Genomic DNA, 18565 nt, shown 5'->3' on the forward strand with positions numbered 1-18565 from the left:
GCCAAGGTCAGCCCCTACAAGACGGTCAGCGTCAACGGCGTCCCCATGACCCCGGCCCAGGCGTACGCGGCGGCACGCAGCACACCCGACTCCGACGCCTGACCGTGCCCGTCGCGAAGGTCAGGGGCTGGCGATGTCGAAGCCGTACCGCAGGGGCTCGCTGGTGACGCTGTAGTCGCGGCGGTACAGATACACCGCCTCGGCGCGTGCGCCGCCGGGCTGCGCGGCGTCGACCTGGCAGGGGTACGTCACCTGGATCACGCGCGGCCGGTCGGAGACCTTCATCCGCAGCCCGTCCGCCGGTCCGCCGTCGAGTACGGCGGTCTCCCAACCCGTCACTTCGGTAGTCTCCACGCCGGAGAGTTTACGGGTTGCGCAAGTTTCGAGCGCATGAGGGAGGTCACTGCGCGCCCACGCCGGTCTACGCGGGCCGTTGCGAGGCGGCCGCTTCGGGGCGCAGGTCGGACAGGGTCAGCGGGTGGGCCGGTGGTTCGGCCACGGCGATGCGGGAGGTCGCGTGCAGGTCGGGGCCGACGTGGAGCAACTCGCCGGGTGCCATGAGCTGCCAGTGCGGGCTCTCGTCCATGGGCTCGCTGGCCACGACGACCGACGGACGATCACCCAGATGTGCCGACCGCACGCGCATGTGGCCGTGCCGGCCGCTGTGGTCGAGGTGCCGTGATCCGTGGTGACCGCCCGCCGGGCGCCGCAGGACGTACAGCTCGTGGGTGGCGGGGTAGCGCAGGGCCCAGAGCTCTCGGGCAGTTACGAGGATGATGTTGAGGGCGTACAGGGGCAGGTTCCCGGCGACCCAGCGGGCCGCGGAGACGATGCCGGCGGACACGTCCCCGCCGTGCGCCGCCGTCTCCCGCGTGACCAGGGCGAAGAAGCGCTCGGAGTCGGTGTCCCCGCGCACCTGCGAGCGGTCCTCGCCGAGATGGCGGTCGAGCCTGTCCAGCCCCTCGATCACACCGTTGTGCGCGAACAGCCGACCGCCCTGCACGAAGGGGTGCGTGTTGCGCACGTCCAGGCCTCCGGTCGAGGCGTAGCGGATGTGGGCCAGGAAGGTGGCCGACTCGACCTCCCGGGCCTCCTCGGCGAAGGCGCGGTCCTCGTACGCGGCGATCGGTGCCTTGTGCACCTCCGGCGTGCCGTCCGCGTCGAAGAACCCGAGCCCGGTGCCGTCGGGCTCGCGGTGACTCTGCACGCTGAGGCTGTCGGGGGCGTCCAGCAGCCAGAACGTGGCCTGCGTGCGCAGCGGGGAGCTGATCAGCCCGAACAGTCGGCACACGGCGTCCTCCTCGTCACCCGTCGTCCGCCGAGCCCCGTCGTCCGGCGCCCCGCCCGGACGACCATGGTCCCGCGCCGTGGACGTTCGCGCACGCGTGCCACGGAGGGAATCGGCCCCGCCGTCGGCGGCCTGCGTCCCGCCGACGGCTTCCTCAAGCGGCGCCTCGCAGCACCGAGTCGAGCGCCGCGCCGATCGTCGGATGGGTGAAGGCGAAACCCGCCTTGTGCAGGGCGGCCGGTACGACGCGCGCGCTGCAGGTGATGCTCGCGGCGAACTCGCCGAGCGCCGCGCGCAGGGCGAAGGCCGGGACGGCGGCGAGAGCCGGGCGGTGCAGGGCGTGGCTCAGGGCCCGGGTCACCTCGCGGTTCGTGAGCGGTTCGGGGGCGGTGAAGTTGACGGGCCCGGAGAGTTCCTCGGTGTCGAGGGCGAAGCGGAGCGCTGCGATGTGGTCCGTCAGGGAGATGAAGGGCCAGTACTGGTCGCCGGAGCCGAGCCGGCCGCCCAGGCCGAAGCGGAAGAGCGGGAGGAGACGGCCGAACGCGCCGCCCCGGGCGGAGACGACCAGGCCGGTGCGCGGATGCACCACGCGGATGCCGGCCTGACGGGCCGGGGCGGCGGCCGCCTCCCAGTCGACGCAGACGGAGGACAGGAAGTCCTCCCCGGCCGGCTCGCTCTCGTCTACGGTCCGTGCACCGGTGTTGCCGTAGTAGCCGGTCGCGGAGGCGGACACCAGGACGCGCGGCGGGGCGGCGGACGCGGCGCAGGCTCGCGCGAGGGTGTCGGTGCCGCGCACCCGGCTGTCGCGGATCTCCCGCTTGTAGGCGGCGGTCCACCGCTTGTCGCCGACTCCCGCGCCCGCCAGGTGTACGACGGCCTCGACGCCGTCCAGCGCACCGGGCGCGACACGGCCCGCGACCGGGTCCCAGTGGGCGGACTCGCTGCCGTCGTCGGGGGTGGCGGCGGAGCGGTCGCGGACCAGGCGGACCACCTGGTGGCCGTCCGTGAGGAGGGAGCGGGTGAGGGCGGAGCCGATGAGTCCGGTGGATCCGGTGATCGCGACGCGCATGGCGTCCTCCCGAGGAGTGCACGCTTCAAATTTCAACCAAGGCGCACGATACACGAATGCTTGTAGTTTCAAGTAAATCTGGGGCGACCCGCCCGGGATCGTGACGACACCGCCCGGCACACCAGGTCCACGGCGGCCGGCCGCCACTCGGGATACGTGAAGGCGAACCCGGCCGCGGACAGCCGGCCCGGGAGCACCCGGCGGCTCTTGAGCAGCAACTCCGTGTCCGAGCGCAGCGCGAAGGCCCCCAGCTCCGCCATCCACCGGGTGGCCGGCAGTCCCACGGGGACGCCCTGGGCCGCGCGCAGCGTCCGCATGAACTCCCGGTGCCGAAGTGGGCCGGGGGAGGCGAGGTTGACCGGGCCGTCGATGTCGCCCCGGTCGATCAGGAACTCCACCGCGCGTACGAAGTCCTCGTCATGGATCCAGGAGACGTACTGCGTGCCCCCGGCGACCGGACCGCCCAGGCCCAGTCGGGTCAGTCCCCGCAGGACGTCGAAGACCCCGCCCCGGTCCGGGCTCATCACCATCGCCGAGCGCAGCGCCACCTTCCGCGTCCTCGGCGCCGGTGCCTCGGCCTGGGCGCGCTCCCAGTTCCTGGCGATGTCGACGCTGTAGGCCCAGTAGTCCGGAACTCCGGGCTCCGAGCCGCCGATCAGGCCGGTCGCCTCGTCGTTCGCCGCCTCGAAGCGATGGGCGTAGATCGTCGCCGTACTCATCTGCAGCCACACCCGCGGCGGTTGCGCGGCGGCGGCGATCGCCTGCCCGACCACGCGCGCCGAGTTCACCCGCGAAGCCATCATGGCCCGCAGGTTCCCGGCGGTGTAGCGGCAGGAGACGCTGCGTCCGGCCAGGTTGATGACGACGTCGCTGCCGTCGACCACCGCGGCCCAGCGTGGCCCCGTCCCAGCCGACCTGCCGCTCACGCGTCGGATGCCGCGTCACCACGGTGACCTCATGTCCCGCTGCCGTCAGCGCACGATCGAGAATCGTGCCGATCTGTCCGGTGCCTCCAGGCAGAACTACCTTCATCGAGCCCCCTCGGTTCCGTGCCCGCAGCGTAGCCGCAGATTTGAACACGTTCAAAAGGGGGCTCGATCGTGTACCCCGACTGCGTTACGAGCCGGCCAGGGCCGCGACCTCGGCCGCGGTCAGTGTCCTGCCGTAGACCCGGAAGTCGTCGACCGCCGCCTTCAGATACGGGTCCGGGTACTGGGACCTGCCTATGTATGCGGCCCTGATGTGGTTGCCGAAGTAGCGGGGTTCGACGGTGACCGCCGTGTTCCGGCCCGCCTCGCGGCCGCCGACGTACAGCACGGCGGTGCCGGAGCCGTAGGTGACGGCCACGTGGACCCAGCGGTCGGTGGGCAGCGGGCCGGCGTCGATGCGCTGCTCGGCACCGCCGCCGCCCGTGGTGATCGCGTAGCGCAGTGTGCCCGCGTCGCTCAGCGGGGTCAGGAACATGTTGGCGCTGACCCCGGTGCCGAAGTCGAAGATCCGGCTCCAGGTGGCCGCCCGTCCGGCCAGGCTGACCCAGGTGGCCACCGAGTAGGCCGACGCTCCCGCCAGCAGGTCCTCGGCGAGCGCGACATGGCCGTCCCTTCCGTCGAGGGCCACGGCTCCGCCGATGTGCCCCTGGGTCCAGGCCGCCCCGCCCGCCAGGGTGGCCGTCCGGCCGTTGCCGGTGGCGTCGGCGGCCTTGCTGCCGGAAGTCTCGTCGAAGCGGTGCCAGGCCGCGAACTCCGGTGGGGGAGACGGGGGTTGCCCGGTCAGCCAGTACACGTCGTAGTACTGGTGGTGGACGCGGGCGATGGGCAGCAGGGTGACCGTCTCGCCGTCGGCGGTCGCGGTGAGCCGCAGCGGATCGGCCGACGTCTGCCGGATCGTCGTCGTGTCCAGCCGGGGCATCCAGCGGCTCGCCGCCTCCCCGTACGCCCCGGCCAGCACCACCGGGCCGTGCAGCACGGCCTTCACATCGGGGTCGTCGGGCGTCGCCTCCACGGTCGTACGCATCGGCAGGGTGACCTCGACCCGGTCACCGGTACGCCAGGCCCGCTCCAGGCTCAGCCGGCTTCCCGCGGCCGGACGGTCCGGCAGCGTACGGCCGTTCAGCCTGACCCGTGCTCCGGAGGCCCAGCCGGGGATGCGGACCAGCAGCTCGTGCGTCGCCGCCCCGGATGTGACGGAGAGGACGGTCGAGGCGGAGTCGGGCAGCCGGGTGGACTGCCGCCAGGTGATCCCCTGCTCCTGCCAGTGGACCTCGGACGGGATGAACAGGTTGACCAGGAGCCGCCGTTCGTCGTGGGTGTAGATCGTGTCCGCGAACTTCGCCTGTGTCTCCATGCCGGTGCCGTGGTCGCAGGAGAAGTTGTCGTAGTCCGTGGAGTAGGCGTTCGGGTCGCTGCCCATGAAGGACGGCTGTTGCTTGAAGGAGCCGGGCCCGAGCCCCGTGTAGTAGATGTTGAAGCCGTGCGCGGAGTCCGGGTCCTGTTCGCCGAGCATCTGGTTGAACAGGGTGCGCTCGTAGTGGTCGAGCAGGTCGGTGCGGTCCGGATCCTCGAAGTGCAGCAGCCGGGTCAGCTTGAGCATGTTGTAGCTGTTGCAGTTCTCGCAGGTCACGTTGGACAACTGGCCCGCGACGACGTCGGGTTCGTGGAAGGCCTCGCCGTTGCTGTTGCCGCCGATGACGTACGAGTGGTGGTCCGTGACGATCTGCCAGAAGTTTGCGGCGATGGCGCGGTAGCGGTCGGACAGGCCCTCCTGCCACAGTCGCAGCGCGCCGACCATCTTCGGGATCTGGGTGTTGGCGTGCAGCCCCGCGAGCCGGTCCTCGCCGGCGGCCAGCGGGTCGAAGACCCGGGCGTGGCTGAAGCGCTCGGCGACCTCCAGCCAGACGGGGTCACCGGTGATCGCGTGCAGATCGGCGAGGACGTCGTTCATGCCGCCGAACTCGGTCTCCAGCACCCGCTGCATCTGCTCGTAACTCAGTCTGCCGGTGCGGCCGTCGACCCATTCGCCCATGCGCAGCACCATGTCGCGGGCCTGGTCGTTCCCGGCCAGCCGGTACTGGTCGACCAGCCCCGCCATGATCTTGTGCACGGTGTAGTAGGGCGCCCAGACGCCCGTCCCGGCCTCCAGCCGGTCGAAGAAGCTCTCCGGGAAGGCCGACAGGTATCCCTTGCCGAACCCCGCGGACGGCGAGGCGGCCTGGCATTCGGCCAGGGCGGCGACGAGCCGGCGGCCCTTGTCGCGCAGCGCGGTGTCACCCGTGTTGGCGTAGGTCAGGGCGAGACCGGAGAGCAGATGGCCGGTGGAGTGCCCGCGCAGTTCGACCGTCGGGGCCTCCCAGCCGCCGCAGGGCCGGGCGGTGCTGGGCAGGCCGGCGTTCAGGCGGAAGGTGTGCAGCAGCCGGTCGATGTCGACGAAGCGCAGATACGCGGTGTTGCGGCTCTGGTTGTCCCGGAACGGCCCGGCCAGCAGGGTCACCGCGGTGAGCGGGAACGGCGTGACGCGGGCGGCGTGTCGGTGCGGTGATCCGGTACGAGGGGGTGCGGCCTGGGCGGGCGGGCCGTCCGTCACGGTCAGGGCCGCGGCGGCCGCGCCGGCCGCGGTGAGGAAGAACCGTCTGCCAAGGGGTGGAGTCACGAATTCCTCCGCATGTCGATGTCCGTTTGTTCGAAATATCGAAAGTTGTGCGACATGCTGTGCGGGGGTCTACGGTAGAGGACCGTCTCCTGGTGTCAATGGCACACGGGAGGCCGGAGGAGGCGGCGTTATCGGCTGGACAACTCCTTTACCGGCGGGCAGCGTTGACGCAATGCAGCAGGAAAAGATCTGGGATGCCGCTGCCGCCCGGCGTTACGACACGCCCGGCACCGGCATGTTCGCGCCCGAGGTTCTGACGCCGGCCGTGGAGCGCCTCGCCGACCTGGCGGATGGCGGGGCCGCACTGGAGTTCGCGATCGGGACCGGCCGTGTCGCCGTCCCGCTCGCCGAGCGAGGAGTTCGGGTCACCGGCATCGAGTTGTCCGGCCCGATGGTGGAGCAGTTGCGGACCAAGGCCGACGAGGCCACGATCCCCGTGGTCATGGGTGACATGGCGACCACCCGCGCCCCGGGCACGTACAGCCTCGTGTACCTCGTCTACAACACGATCTCCAACCTGCTCACCCAGGCCGAGCAGGTCGAGTGCTTCCGCAACGCCGCCCGCCATCTCGCGCCCGGCGGCCGGTTCGTGATCGAGCTGGGGGTCCCGGAGCTGCGCACGCTTCCCCCCGGGCAAGGAGGCCACCGTGTGGCGCGCCGACGCCGGATACGTCGGGCTGGACACCTACGACGTCCTCGACCAGCGTGTCGTATCGCACCACTTCCGTTTCGACGAGACCGAGGAAGCCCGGCTCTACCGCAGCCCGCACCGCTACATCTGGCCGTCCGAACTCGACCTCATGGCCCAACTGGCCGGATTCGAGCGGGAGTCCAGGCACGCCGACTGGTCCGGCACGGAGTTCACCGCCGAGTCGCGTTCGCATGTCTCGGTGTACCGGCTGCCCCCGGTGACGGGGTAGCCCGCAAGCGCCTCAGGCAGGCAGCAGCCGCAGCGCGTACAGCGCGGCGCCCAGGTCGGCGAGGGCCATCGGGTCGGTGAGCGGGCGCCCGGTCAACTCCTCGATGCGGCGCAGCCGGTAGCGCACGGTGTTGGGGTGGACGAAGAGCCGTTCCGCGGCGCCGGCGGCCACTCCACCCGAGGCGAACCAGTGACCGAGGGTCTGCAGCAGCCGCGCCCGCTCCGCCTCCGGCAGGGCGAGGAGCGGGCCCAGCGCGACCTCGACCAGCCGGCTCGCCTCCGGCGGGGCCGCGGCCACCAGCATCGCCAGCGGGCTGTCGTCGAACCGGGTGACCCCCGGACCCTCGCCGGACGGACCGGCCAGGGCCAGCCGGGCGAACCGCAGCGCCTGCGGCGTGTCCCGCAGGGAGTCGAACCGGGGACTGACGCCGACCCGGGCGCGCCGGCGGCGCAGCGCGCGCAGGCTCACCGTCTCCGCGTCCCGGTACCCGAGCGAGACCAGCCCGATCTGCTGGTCCGGCAGCAGCCGCCACACCGACGGCACGCCGGAGCGGCGCAGCGCCGCCTCGATCCCGGGCAGCGGCTCCTGGCCGGGATCCGGCACGGCCGCGGCCACGACCGCGTACGGCCCGCGCTCCGGCAGACCGAGCTGCCGGGCCGCCTCCCAGGGCGTCGTGCGATCCGCTAGGGCGCCCGTGAACAAGGCCTCGGCCAGGGCCGAACGGCGGGCCTCGCGCTGCAGCGCCAGCTCCGCGCTGGCCTCGCGATAGGCGGCCGCGACGGCCTCCGCGTACCGGCCGAACAGCGCCCAGATCTCCGAGGAACCGGCCACCAGCTCCGCGTCCGTGACCTCCGGGTGCCGGCGCGCCTCGTCGACCATCTCCGACCAGAGCAGCTCGAAACCGACCCGGTACGCGTGCAGGGTGTCCGCGAGCGGCACGCCCTGCTCGGCGCGCAGCCGTCCGGTCTGCTGAGCGGCGCCGACGTCGGGCTCGGCGCCGTAGGCGAAGCGCCCGAGGAGCAGATCGGCGTTTCCCTCGCAGGAGTCCCTGAGCGAGGCGAACGGGATCAGCGAGTCGTCCGCGTACGACTCGACCTCCGCACGGATGCGCTCGGCCATCCGCACGCCCAGCTCCGGGAGCCTCGCACGCAACGCCGCGCCCACATTGGACAGACCCATCCCCGCAGCGTACAGCGGTCTGTTTGTTCCCCGAAACAAACCCGGTACGGGCGAACTGTCGGCGTCACCATGGACGGCCATGACCGTGCACGCCACCATGCCGGGAGCGCCCGCGGCGGGACCCGTGAGCGCGGCGGGAGCATGCGTGCGAGGAGGCATCATGGCCAATCTGGCGGAATTCCTGGTTCGGACGGCGCGACGGCTGCCGGAGCGCCCGGCGCTGCGGCTCGGCACCGCGACCACCACCTACGCCGAACTGGACCGGCTCAGCGCCCAGGCCGCCGCCCTGCTGCGCACCGAGGGCCTGCGCTCCGGCGACCGCGTCGCACTGATGCTCCCGAACGTGCCCGAGTTCGTCGTCCTGTACTACGCCGTGCTGCGCGCCGGCGGCATCGTGGTGCCGATGAACCCGCTGCTGAAGGAGCGCGAGACCGAGTACCACCTGCGGGACTCCGGCGCCGTGCTGCTCTTCGAGTGGCACCGGGCGCCCGGCGAGGGCGCCGCGGGCGCGGCCGCCGCGGACGTACGGCACCTGACGGTCGAACCGGCCGCCTTCCCCGCCGAACTGGCGCGCCTGGAGCCGGAGTACGAGGTGACGGCTGCCGCCGGTGACGACATCGCCGTGCTGCTCTACACCTCGGGCACCACCGGCCGGCCCAAGGGCGCCGCGCTCACCCACTCCGGGCTCCGCCACAACACCGAGGTCAACGTCACCGACGTACAACGGCTCACCTCCGACGACGTGATCGTCGGCTGCCTGCCGCTGTTCCACATCTTCGGGCAGACCTGCACCATGAACGTCGCCGTCCACAGCGGGGCGTCCCTCACCCTCGTCCCCCGCTTCGAGCCGCAGGCCGTGCTCGACGCCATCGTCCGCGACCGGGCCACCGTCTTCGAGGGCGTCCCGACCATGTACGCGTCGCTGCTCCAGCACCCGGGCGCCACCGCGGCCGACGTCTCCACCCTGCGTATGTGCATCTCGGGCGGCGCCTCGCTGCCGGTGGAGATCCTGCACGGGTTCGAGCGGCGCTTCGGCTGCATGGTGCTGGAGGGCTTCGGCATGTCCGAGACCAGCCCCGTCGTCTCCTTCAACCACCCCGACCGCCCGCGCAAGCCCGGCTCCATCGGCACGCCCATCCGCGACGTCGAGGTCCGGCTGCTGGACGACTTCGGCCGGGACGTGGCACCGGGCGAGGTCGGCGAACTGGCCGTGCGCGGACCCAACCTGATGAAGGAGTACTGGCGCCGCCCCGAGGAGACCGCCGCCACCATCCCCGACGGCTGGCTGCGCACCGGGGACCTGGCCCGCCAGGACGAGGACGGCTATCTGTACATCGTGGACCGGAAGAAGGACCTCATCATCCGCGGCGGCTACAACGTCTACCCGCGCGAGATCGAGGAGGTGCTGCACGAGCATCCCGCCGTCGCCCTCGCCGCGGTCCTCGGCGTGCCCGACGAGCGGCTCGGCGAGGAGGTGGCCGCCGCGGTCGTGCTGCGGCCGGGGAGCCAGGCGGACACCGAGGAGTTGCAGCGGTTCGTGCGGGACCGGGTGGCCGCCTACAAGTACCCGCGCCGCCTCTGGCTGACGGACGCGCTGCCGATGGGCCCGAGCGGCAAGATCCTCAAGCGGGAGATCACCGCGCCGACGCACTGAGACGGCAGACAGTTCGTTCATTGCTGAGCGGCGCCGCGCTGCTCGACAAGGGCGAGCCGGAGGTGGACCGTGCCGACATCACGGCCGCGCTGAGCCTCGTGCCGCTGGTGCGAGCGGAGCTGGACGAACTGGAGGCCTCGCTCCTCCAGATGGCCCGCGGCCGGGGCATGACCTGGCCGGAGATCGCCTTCGGCCTCGGGCTCGGCACGCCGCAGGCGGCCAGACAGCGTTACGAACGACTGGCCGGCCGCACCGCCACCGACGACGAGGACGCCTGACCCAGTCCTGCGGGGACGAGGACGTCATGCCGTCGGCCGGCGTCTGCGAGATCTACCGCCGGGCTGCCTCACCCGTCCGCGCCGGGATGGCAGCACGACCCCCGCCGGAGCCGTTCGGCCACCTTCAGCCAGGACATGTCCCGGGGAGGTTCGTGCACCACGGCGGGCCGGTGAGCCGACGTCAAGTCGCCCTGCGCGTACGGGACTCCCTCGCGCACCACGGCCGGGATGCGGACGAGGGCGTCGAAGTCGGAGAACGGGTCTCCGTCGACGATCGCCAGGTCGGCGATCCTGCCCTCCTCCACCGTCCCGAGGTCGGCGTCGAGTCCGAGCAGACGGGCCGGCTCCACGGTCGCGGTGTGCAGGGCCTCGGCGGCGGTGAAGCCGTGCGCGACCAGGGCGCGCAGGCCCAGGTGCAGCGAGAGCCCGACCGGGACCAGGGGCGCGTCGGTGCCCAGGGCGACACGGGCGCCGTTCGACGCGAGGCGCCGGTAGTCGGCCATCTCCGTGGCCAGGGCCTGCCGTTGCGCGTCGGTGGGCGCGGTGCCGGCGTGTGCGCGGACGAGGGCGACGTCCCAGGGCGGCATGAGGTGTGTCACGCGCGGATCCTCGGCGAGCCCGGGATCCGCGGCGAGCAGGATCTGCGCGCTGAAGGGCGTGATGATCAGGGCGAAGGAACCGTCGGCGTACTGCTGCACCAGATCCTGGCCGATGCGGCCGAGCGGGGTGGTGGCGTGCCCGTACTCCAGGCGCTGGGTGGCCTGCAGATGGGTGGTCAGATCCTGCCCCGCCACCCGGCCCGGCGCGCACAGATGGCTGCCGCTGGGCACGCCCAGCGCATGGGCCGCCTCGGCCGCCTCGGCCATGACCTCGCCCGGGGCACGCACATACGTCTTCACGAAGTCGACGTCCAGGGCGGCGGCGCGCCGGAGCGTGCGCCGGACACCGTCCCGGGTGCGGTGGGCGCGGCCCATGCTGTACGCGGTGCGCGCGCCGTCGATCAGTTCGGCGCAGGCGAGCTGCCGCGGGCCGAGCAGGGTCCCGGAGCCGACCGCCTCGCGCAGGCGTACCGCGTCGTACAGCGGGCTGCCCAGGCAGAACGTGGTCGTGATGCCGTACGCGAGCGTGGTCAGGCTCTGGCGGGCGCCGTAGGTGGCCGGGTACGGGTGGGTGTGGCTGTCGACGAGGCCGGGGACGACGGTCCGGCCGGAGGCGTCCAGGGTGCGGTGTCCGGGGCGGCGGGCCCGGTGTGGCTCGACGGCGGTGATCCGCTTGCCGGTGACGAGGATGTCGACGTCGTGCCGCGGTGGCGTGCCGGTGCCGTCCCACAGCAGGCCGGCGTGGATCCGCAGCGGTTCGGCCACGTCGCTCGCCCCGCGCCCGGTGGTCAGGCCGAGCGGGAGCGTGCGGGCGCGCGCGGTGGTGAGGGACAGGCGGCGCAGCCGGCCCTCGGACAGGTACAGCAGCGTGCCGGAGTCCGCGGACCAGCTGGGGTGGTCGGCCGGCTCGTTGGTGAGCCGGCGGGCCGGGCCGGCGGGGGTGCCGTCGGCCGTCACGGGCAGCAGCCACAGCGCCGACTCGGCGACCAGCGCCATATAGCGGCCGTCGGGCGACCACACCGGCCCGGCGGCGACCCGGTCGGACAGCGACTGGTGCTCGGCGGGCAGGTGACGGCGTTCGCCGCCGGTGCGGGTGTCGATGACGCGGATCAGGTTGTAGCCCTCACGGAACCGCTGGTTGAGCCGGTTGCGGTCGCAGAACGCCACGTACCGGCCGTCGGGCGACCAGGTGGGCGCGCCGGGCGGCCCGTCGGTGGCCAGCGGCCGGGCCAGCACCTCCTCGGCGCCCGTGGCCAGGGTGCGCAGCAGCAGGTTCCCGGTCACGTCCTGGCAGGCCAGCCGGGAGCCGTCGGGTGACAGCGCGGGATACAGCCGGCCGCCCTCGGTCAACGGCTCGTCGGCGCCACTGCCGAGGTGATGACGGCGTACGGCCACCAGCCCGTCCCGGTCCGTGCAGTACAGCAGGCTGCGCCCGTCCGGTGCCCACGCCGGCATCTGCACCAAGTGCACGTCGGCAGCCTGGAGCAGCTTGCGCGGCGTGCCGTCGACTGGTAGCAGCCACAGGGCGTTCAGCGCCACGAAGGCCACGCTGCGACCGTCCGGCGACAGGGCCGGCCGGTGCAGACCGCGCACCGGGGCCGGCAACTCGGGTGCGAGGGGCGCCCGTCGACGTCCCCGGGACGGACCGGGCACCGTCATCCGCGCGGTGAAGGGAACCTCCCGCACCGAGGACGCGGCGAGGGAGCGGACGCGGATCCGGCCGTCCCCGACGTACAGCAGCTCGTCCTCGCTCAGCCAGCACGGCGGAGCGGCCGCCAGGTCCTCGTCGGCCGTGACGACCTCACCGTCGACCATGAGCCGTGCCGCGTCGGCCGGCTGCCCGGGGCTGCCCGCGCCGGTCAGCTGCACATACGCGATCCGCCCCGCGGGCGAGACGGACGGGCACAGCAGCCGCCCGCCGGTCACCGTGCGCAGTACCCGGGCGGGGCCGCCCGCCACCGGTGCGCGCACGAGCGACAGCCCGCCGTCGTTGCCGCCGCCCGGGGTGTGGGCGGCGCGCACGCACACCAGCGACCGCCCGTCCGCCGACCAGGCCGGGTCGAAGTCCTCGTGGTCCCCGCCGGTGAGCTGCCGTAGCCGGCCGTCGGCCACGTCCAGCACCCACAGCCCGTAGGAGGAACCGGACGTGGCGTCCCCGCCGCGTTCGGAGGAGAAGGCCAGTCGGGTGCCGTCCGGCGACCAGGCGACCCCGCGGTCGTCCCAGGGCCCGTCCGTCAACTGCCGCAGCCCGTCGCCGTCCGGCCGCAGCGACCACAGGTGGAAGCCACCCCCGCGATAACCGCACACGGCCAGCGTCTTCCCGTCGGGCGACAGCGCGGGGCGCGTCGCCTCCAGCTCCCAGCCCGTCACCTGTACGGCCCGGCCGCCGCCCCGGGACACCCGCCACAGCACCCCCTGGACCTCGGCGATCAGGTCACCGCCGGCCCGGCTGCCGGTGACCGAACCGCCGGTCAACTGCGTGTAGGTGAGCACCCGTTCGCCGGCGCGGGCCGGGGCGCCCGGTCCGGCAGGGGCTCCTGCCGCCGTCGCCGGCCGTGCGGAGACCGCTGTGACCAGCCCTGCCGCCGCCGTACCGAGAAATCCGCGCCGACCGACGCTGCCGAAGTCCATCTCCCCTGTCCTTCCTGCCGTTTCTGCTCAGCGAAGTGGCAGCGGTACGCCCCGCACCAGTACGCCATTCCGGCCACAACGGCCCCGCCCCACGCCCAGGGCAACGCCCGGACCGCACGGCGGTCACGGGGCGTCACCCTGCTCGGGAGCACTCACCAGCCCGTCAGGAGCAGATGGTTGAGGAGCAGGGCCAGGACGGCCTGCGCGGTGAGCCAGGGGCGGGGGTGGGGGAGGAGGGCGCAGGCGGGGAGGAGCCAGAGTGCGAAGGGCAGCCAGATGCGTTCCGTCTCCGCCTTGCTCATCCCGGACAGGTCGGCGACCAGCAGGGCGCACAGCGCGACGGAGACCAGCAGCGCCAGACGCAGGTCCGCGGGGCGCCGGGCGCCGGTCCCCGGGAGCAGCGTCATGGTCGTCCGGCGCAGGCCCGCCGCCGTGGCCGGCCCGGTGATGAGGACGGTGCAGGCGAGGTTGGCCCAGACCCAGTAGCCGTAGGGACGGGTGCCGCCGACGCCCTGGTAGTAGCGCGTGACGAGGAGGTGGTAGGCGTGCCACCAGTCGAAGCCCGCGAGCGTGAACAGCACGGGGAACACGGCCAGCCCGGCGAACAGGGACACCAGGACGGCCGGGCGGTCCCGCAGTTCGCGGCGCGCGAGCGCGACGACCGCAGCGCCGATCAGGGCGAACAGCGTGAGACCGTAGGAGAGGTAGCAGGTCAGGCCGAACAGGAGGCCCGAGGCCGCCGCGTACCCGTGGGACCGTCGGGTCAGGGCCAGGGCGAGCAGGGCCAGGGACCAGGCGGCGACGGCCGCGAAGTAGGCGTCGGCGGAGGTGCCCTGCCACACCGCGGCCGGGGCCAGCACCAGGAACGGCGCGGCCCGGCGCGCTAGCGTCTCGTCGGCCAGCGCGCGCAGCGCGATCAGCACGGCGACGCAGCCCGTCGCACCGACCGTGATGCACCACATCCCGGCCCAGCCACCGCCCCGCAGTCCGATCCGGTCCAGCAGCACGAAGGTGAGCGTGGCGGCCGGCGGATGGCCGGCGATATGCGCGGGCCAGGGGTCGGGGGTGCCGCTGACGATGTGGTGGGTGAAGTCGCGCAGGGTGGCCGGGATGTCGTGGAAGCGGCCGATGACCCGCAGGTATTCGTTGGTCGTGGTCAGCCTGACGGCGATGCCCTGGTGCCAGCCGTCGACCAGGGCGAGGGACAGGATCCAGGCCAGGGCGCTCGCCCAGGCCGCCGCGAGCAGCCCGCGCCAGGGCAGCCGGGCCGCGAGGGCGGGGCCGTGGGCCACGGTGGCCGCCGCCACCGCCAGGGCCGCCGGGGTGCCGGGGCCGATATGCGGGTCCCAGTCCGCGAACAGCGGCGGCCAGTGCACGAACAGGGTGTGGCGGGTGTCCTGGATGTGCCGGCCGATGACGACGGCCGCCGTCACGAGGAGGGCGGCGGCAGCGGCGGCGTACAGGTCACGGCGGAGAGATCGGGTCACACCGGAACGCTAGGCCGGAGGAAGGACGACCGGCCGCCGTGCGGGCCCGACGTCAGCGTTTCGTCACCGGTCGCAGACCCTTTTCCGGGGGTGTCCCGGCCTACGGTCGGGACATGCGCGACCATCCCCGGCTTCCCACGTCCCCAGGCTTCTGGCGCAGCCCCCTGCGCGGCCCCTGGTTCACCTCGGTGCTCGGCCTCGTCCTGCTCGTCGGCGTCACCGTGCTGTTCGTGACCGGCCTGGTGTCGTACGCCGCCTACAACCCGGGCCTGTCGCGGGTCAACGACATGACTCCGGACAAGGGCATCCTGGGCTTCTACCTCTTCGCCTGGCCCACCGGCCCGGTGTGGCTGTACCGGCTCACCCAAGGCGTCCACGTCACCCTCGGCATCACCCTGATCCCGGTCCTGCTGGCCAAACTGTGGTCGGTGGTGCCCAGGCTCTTCACCCTGCCCCCGGCCCGCTCCCTCGCCCATGCGCTGGAGCGGATCTCCCTGCTGCTGCTCGTCGGGGGAGGACTGTTCGAGTTCACCACCGGAGTCCTCAACGTCCAGCTGGACTATGTCTTCCCGGGCTCCTTCTACCCGCTGCACTTCTACGGGGCATGGGTGTTCTTCGCCGCGTTCGTCGCACACGCCGCGCTGAAGACACCCGCTGCGGTACGCGCCGTACGGCGGCGCGGGCAGGAGCAGAACGACCTCGTCTCCCCGCGCCCCGCGACGCCCACCGTCTCCCGGCGCGGCGCGCTGGCGCTGGTCGGCGGCGGTTCGCTGCTGCTGTTCCTGACCACGGTCGGGCAGAGCCTGGGCGGGCCCTTCCGTCGTACTGCCCTGCTCGCGCCGCACGGCACCGCCGACCCCGGCGGCGGCCCGAACGGCTTCCAGATCAACAAGACCGCCGCCTACGCCGGCATCACTGCGGCCGACACCCACGAGGACGCCTGGCGGCTCGTCGTCACCGGCCGCACCGGAACCGTCCGGCTCAGCCGCGCCCAGCTGCTCCGACTGCCCCAGCACAGCGCGTCGTTGCCCATCGCCTGCGTGGAGGGCTGGTCGACCGCGGACCAGTGGTGGCGCGGGGTACGGCTGCGTGACCTCGCCGCGCTCGTCGGGTACGACGCGGATCCGCCGGACGTGCTCGTGGAGTCCCTGCAACGGCACGGAGCGTTCCGGCGTGCGGCCCTGCGTGCCAACCAGGTGGCCGACGGACGCTCCCTGCTCGCCCTCTTCGTCAACGGCGAGGAACTGTCCCCCGACCACGGCCACCCGGCTCGGATCATCGTCCCGGCGGCACCCGGTGTGCTCAACACCAAGTGGGTGGGCCGGCTGACCTTCGGAGACCTGTGATGCCGCCTCGCCTCAGCCTCGGCAGCCCCTTCCAACTGCTGCTGCTCGCCTGCTCGTTCGCGCTCGCCACGTACGCCGGGGTGCGGCTGCTCGCCGGTGACTGGTTCGGGGTGGCGCTGTGGATCGTGGGCGCCGCCCTGCTGCACGACCTCGTCCTGCTGCCGCTGTACACGGCGGCCGACCGGGCGGTCACCGGCGGCCTGGCGGCGGCCGGACGGCGCGGCTGGACGCTGTACGTGCGCGTTCCGGCCCTGCTGTCCGGGCTGCTCCTGCTCGTCTGGTTCCCGCTGATCAGCGGCATGACGGCCGGGCGCTACCGGTCCGCCACCGGACTCTCTCCGGACGGCTTCCTCACCCGCTGGCTGCTGATCACCGCCGTCCTCTTCGGCGGCTCGGCGCTGCTGCTCGTATGGCGGGTACGCAGGGCGGCGAAGCACCGGCCGCCCGCCGACCACTGAGCCACCGACCGCCACCCGGCCCTGCGCGCGTACCGCAGCAGGGCCGGGGTGCCGAGGCGCGCCCAGGGAAACGGGGTGCCGGTGGCCCGGGAGGCGCCGACCGTGTCGACCACCTGGACCCGGGCGCGTTCGTCGACGTGTCCCGGTACGGTCTCGGCGATCAGCAGACCCCCCGGGCGCAGCAGCGCGGCCACCCGCTCCAGCAGCACGGACGGCTCCCCGCCGATGCCGATGTTGCCGTCCATGAGCAGCACCGTGTCCCAGCGGCCCTCGCCGGGCAACGGCTCGAAGACCGAGCGCCGCAGCGCCTGCCCGCCCAGCTGGACCGTGTGGTCGACGGCGGCCGCGCTGACGTCGATGCCGAGCACGGTACGGCCCCGGGCGGCGAGTTCCGCCACCAGCCGGCCGGGACCGCAGCCGACGTCCAGGACGGCGCCCTCGCAGCGGTCCAGGACCTCCCTGTCGACCTGATCGGCCCGCCCGCACCAGCGTTCCACCTCCAGCGGCAGCAGCCAGCCGTCGGTGCGGCGCAGGAACAGCGGGCCGCGGCCGGTGCGCAGGGCGGCGGAGTAGGGATCCGCGGTCGCCCAGGCGACATGGCCGCCCATCACGGCGTGACCGGCGTACAGCGGGCCAGCTGGGCGGCGAACCGGCCGCGCGGGGCCAGCGCGGCGACGGCGTGCGCGTCGGCGACGGTGTCGACGTCCCGCAGCCGGGGCAGCTCGCGCACCCGCAGCCCGGCGGCCAGCAGCCGCTCGTGCTGCACGGCCCCGGTCACGGACGTCGACATGGGCACGCCCCGCAGCAGGGCCGGGTCGGGCTCGGCCAGGCCCAGGGCCCAGAAACCACCGTCCTCGGCCGGGCCGAAGTACGCGTCGCAGCCGTCGAAGTCCACGGTGAGCAGGTCCGGCGTCACCTGTGGGGTGTCCATGCCGATGAGCAGCGCCGGGCTTGAGCAGTGCGCGAAGGCGTCCGCCAGCCGCTCGTCCAGCGTGCCCGCGCACTGCGGCAGCACCTCGAAGCCAGCCGGTAGCCAGTCCCCCGGCGCCCCGTCGAGGACGAGGACCCGCCGGGTCGCCGGGGCCGCCGCCACGGCATGCAGGGTGTCCGCGAGCGCCGCCTCGGCGAGCCGAGCCGCCTGCTGCGGCGTGAACGGCGGGGTGAGCCGGGTCTTGACCCGCCCTGGCAGCGGTTCTTTCGCGATGACGAGCAACGTGGTCACCGTACGAGCCCCCCGTCGGCCGGGGTCTCGGCCAGCACGCGGCTCATGTCCCGCACCGCCTGCCAGGTGCCGCGCCAGGTGCCCGTCACCTTGGAGGCGCCGGTGCGCGGACGGTAGGGCACGTCGTGCTCGGCGATGCGCCAGCCGACGTCGGCCGCGCGGACGACCATCTGCAGCGGATAGCCGCTGCGCCGGTCGGTGAGGCCGAGCGCGAGCAGCGGCTCACGGCGGGCGGCGCGCAACGGGCCCAGGTCGTGCAGGCGCAGCCCGGTACGGCGGCGCAGCATCCGGGCCAGCGCGAGGTTGCCGGCGCGGGCGTGCGCCGGCCAGGCGCCCCGGCCCTCGGGGCGCCGCCGGCCGAGGACCAGGTCGGCCGCGCCGTCACGGATCTCCCGCACGAAGGGAACGAGCAGCGCGGGGTCGAGGGAGGCGTCGCAGTCGCAGAAGCACACGATGTCGCTGGTGGCCGCGGTCAGCCCGGCGTGGCAGGCGGCGCCGAAACCGCGCCGCGGCTCGTGCACCACCGTCGCACCGAGCGCGCGGGCGACGTCGGGGGAGCCGTCGGTGGAACCGTTGTCGACGACGAGGGCGCGCCAGCCGGCCGGGATCCGGCCGAGCACCCAGGGCAGGGCCTCGGCCTCGTTCAGGCAGGGCAGCACCACGTCGACGTCCGCTGAAGTGGTCGTCACGGTTTCACCCTACGAACGCCAATCGGGCATATCGGACTCATGGTCCTTACGAAACGCGGACGCCGGACCCGCGGCCGCACGCCGCGGGGCGCACGGTGCG

Annotated in this window: 13 protein-coding genes and 2 pseudogenes; 4 read left to right on the forward strand and 11 right to left on the reverse strand. The window is 73.3% G+C overall.

Features of this window, described 5'->3' with window-relative positions; translation table 11 throughout:
* Window positions 1-120 precede the first annotated feature (120 nt).
* From ACWC2T_RS42570 to ACWC2T_RS42590, 5 genes and pseudogenes are all read right to left on the reverse strand, one after another.
* A complete protein-coding gene (locus tag ACWC2T_RS42570) occupies window positions 121-354 on the reverse strand; it encodes a hypothetical protein (protein WP_450675661.1) in 234 nt (77 codons plus the stop codon).
* Between the two features lie 67 nt (window positions 355-421).
* Window positions 422-1291: a class II glutamine amidotransferase gene (locus tag ACWC2T_RS42575; RefSeq protein WP_450675662.1), complete on the reverse strand. Its 870-nt coding sequence runs from the start codon at window positions 1289-1291 to the stop codon at window positions 422-424.
* Window positions 1292-1442: 151 nt separating this feature from the next.
* Window positions 1443-2357 (reverse strand): TIGR01777 family oxidoreductase, encoded by a 915-nt coding sequence (locus ACWC2T_RS42580; protein ID WP_450675663.1) that lies wholly within the window; start codon window positions 2355-2357, stop codon window positions 1443-1445.
* A gap of 68 nt (window positions 2358-2425) precedes the next feature.
* Window positions 2426-3389, reverse strand: a pseudogene (locus tag ACWC2T_RS42585) (TIGR01777 family oxidoreductase).
* An 84-nt stretch (window positions 3390-3473) separates the two neighbouring features.
* Complete coding sequence (locus tag ACWC2T_RS42590; RefSeq protein WP_450675664.1) at window positions 3474-6002, reverse strand: beta-L-arabinofuranosidase domain-containing protein; 2529 nt, start codon at window positions 6000-6002, stop codon at window positions 3474-3476.
* 172 nt (window positions 6003-6174) lie between these two features.
* Between ACWC2T_RS42590 and ACWC2T_RS42595 the strand changes: the two are divergent.
* A pseudogene (locus ACWC2T_RS42595) lies at window positions 6175-6922 on the forward strand (class I SAM-dependent methyltransferase).
* A 12-nt stretch (window positions 6923-6934) separates the two neighbouring features.
* Here the strand turns inward: ACWC2T_RS42595 and ACWC2T_RS42600 are convergent.
* Window positions 6935-8101, reverse strand: a complete 1167-nt coding sequence (locus ACWC2T_RS42600) for a PucR family transcriptional regulator (protein ID WP_450675665.1) — start codon at window positions 8099-8101, stop codon at window positions 6935-6937.
* 160 nt (window positions 8102-8261) lie between these two features.
* Here ACWC2T_RS42600 and ACWC2T_RS42605 point away from each other — a divergent pair, with 160 nt between their 5' ends.
* Both ACWC2T_RS42605 and ACWC2T_RS42610 read left to right on the forward strand, forming a co-directional pair.
* The gene (locus ACWC2T_RS42605) at window positions 8262-9755 is read left to right on the forward strand and encodes a long-chain-fatty-acid--CoA ligase (RefSeq protein WP_450675666.1); all 1494 of its coding nucleotides are present in this window, start codon (window positions 8262-8264) and stop codon (window positions 9753-9755) included.
* The gene (locus tag ACWC2T_RS42610; RefSeq protein ID WP_450675684.1) at window positions 9680-10033 is read left to right on the forward strand and encodes a DNA-binding protein; all 354 of its coding nucleotides are present in this window, start codon (window positions 9680-9682) and stop codon (window positions 10031-10033) included. The genes ACWC2T_RS42605 and ACWC2T_RS42610 overlap by 76 nt, the downstream gene beginning before the upstream one ends.
* Window positions 10034-10101: 68 nt before the next feature.
* Here ACWC2T_RS42610 and ACWC2T_RS42615 read toward each other — a convergent pair whose 3' ends face one another.
* Both ACWC2T_RS42615 and ACWC2T_RS42620 read right to left on the reverse strand, forming a co-directional pair.
* Window positions 10102-13263 carry an amidohydrolase family protein gene (locus ACWC2T_RS42615; RefSeq protein ID WP_450675667.1) on the reverse strand — a complete coding sequence of 1054 codons (3162 nt, stop codon included), beginning with the start codon at window positions 13261-13263 and terminating at the stop codon, window positions 10102-10104.
* Between the two features lie 152 nt (window positions 13264-13415).
* Window positions 13416-14750 carry a hypothetical protein gene (locus ACWC2T_RS42620; RefSeq protein ID WP_450675668.1) on the reverse strand — a complete coding sequence of 445 codons (1335 nt, stop codon included), beginning with the start codon at window positions 14748-14750 and terminating at the stop codon, window positions 13416-13418.
* Window positions 14751-14863: 113 nt separating this feature from the next.
* On the opposite strand from ACWC2T_RS42620, the gene ACWC2T_RS42625 reads away from it, so the two are divergent.
* Window positions 14864-16096 carry a molybdopterin-dependent oxidoreductase gene (locus ACWC2T_RS42625; protein ID WP_450675669.1) on the forward strand — a complete coding sequence of 411 codons (1233 nt, stop codon included), beginning with the start codon at window positions 14864-14866 and terminating at the stop codon, window positions 16094-16096.
* 313 nt (window positions 16097-16409) lie between these two features.
* Here the strand turns inward: ACWC2T_RS42625 and ACWC2T_RS42630 are convergent, their stop codons facing one another.
* The 3 genes from ACWC2T_RS42630 to ACWC2T_RS42640 are packed head-to-tail and all read right to left on the reverse strand — an operon-like array spanning window position 16410 to window position 18465.
* The gene (locus tag ACWC2T_RS42630) at window positions 16410-17162 is read right to left on the reverse strand and encodes a class I SAM-dependent methyltransferase (RefSeq protein WP_450675670.1); all 753 of its coding nucleotides are present in this window, start codon (window positions 17160-17162) and stop codon (window positions 16410-16412) included.
* A complete protein-coding gene (locus tag ACWC2T_RS42635; RefSeq protein ID WP_450675671.1) occupies window positions 17162-17776 on the reverse strand; it encodes a TIGR04282 family arsenosugar biosynthesis glycosyltransferase in 615 nt (204 codons plus the stop codon). The genes ACWC2T_RS42630 and ACWC2T_RS42635 overlap by 1 nt, the downstream gene beginning before the upstream one ends.
* Window positions 17773-18465, reverse strand: coding sequence for a glycosyltransferase family 2 protein (locus tag ACWC2T_RS42640; protein WP_450675672.1), 693 nt, complete (start codon window positions 18463-18465; stop codon window positions 17773-17775). Before ACWC2T_RS42640 ends, ACWC2T_RS42635 begins: the two co-directional genes overlap by 4 nt.
* Window positions 18466-18565: the final 100 nt, after the last annotated feature.

Source organism: Streptomyces sp. NPDC001393, assembly GCF_053597455.1.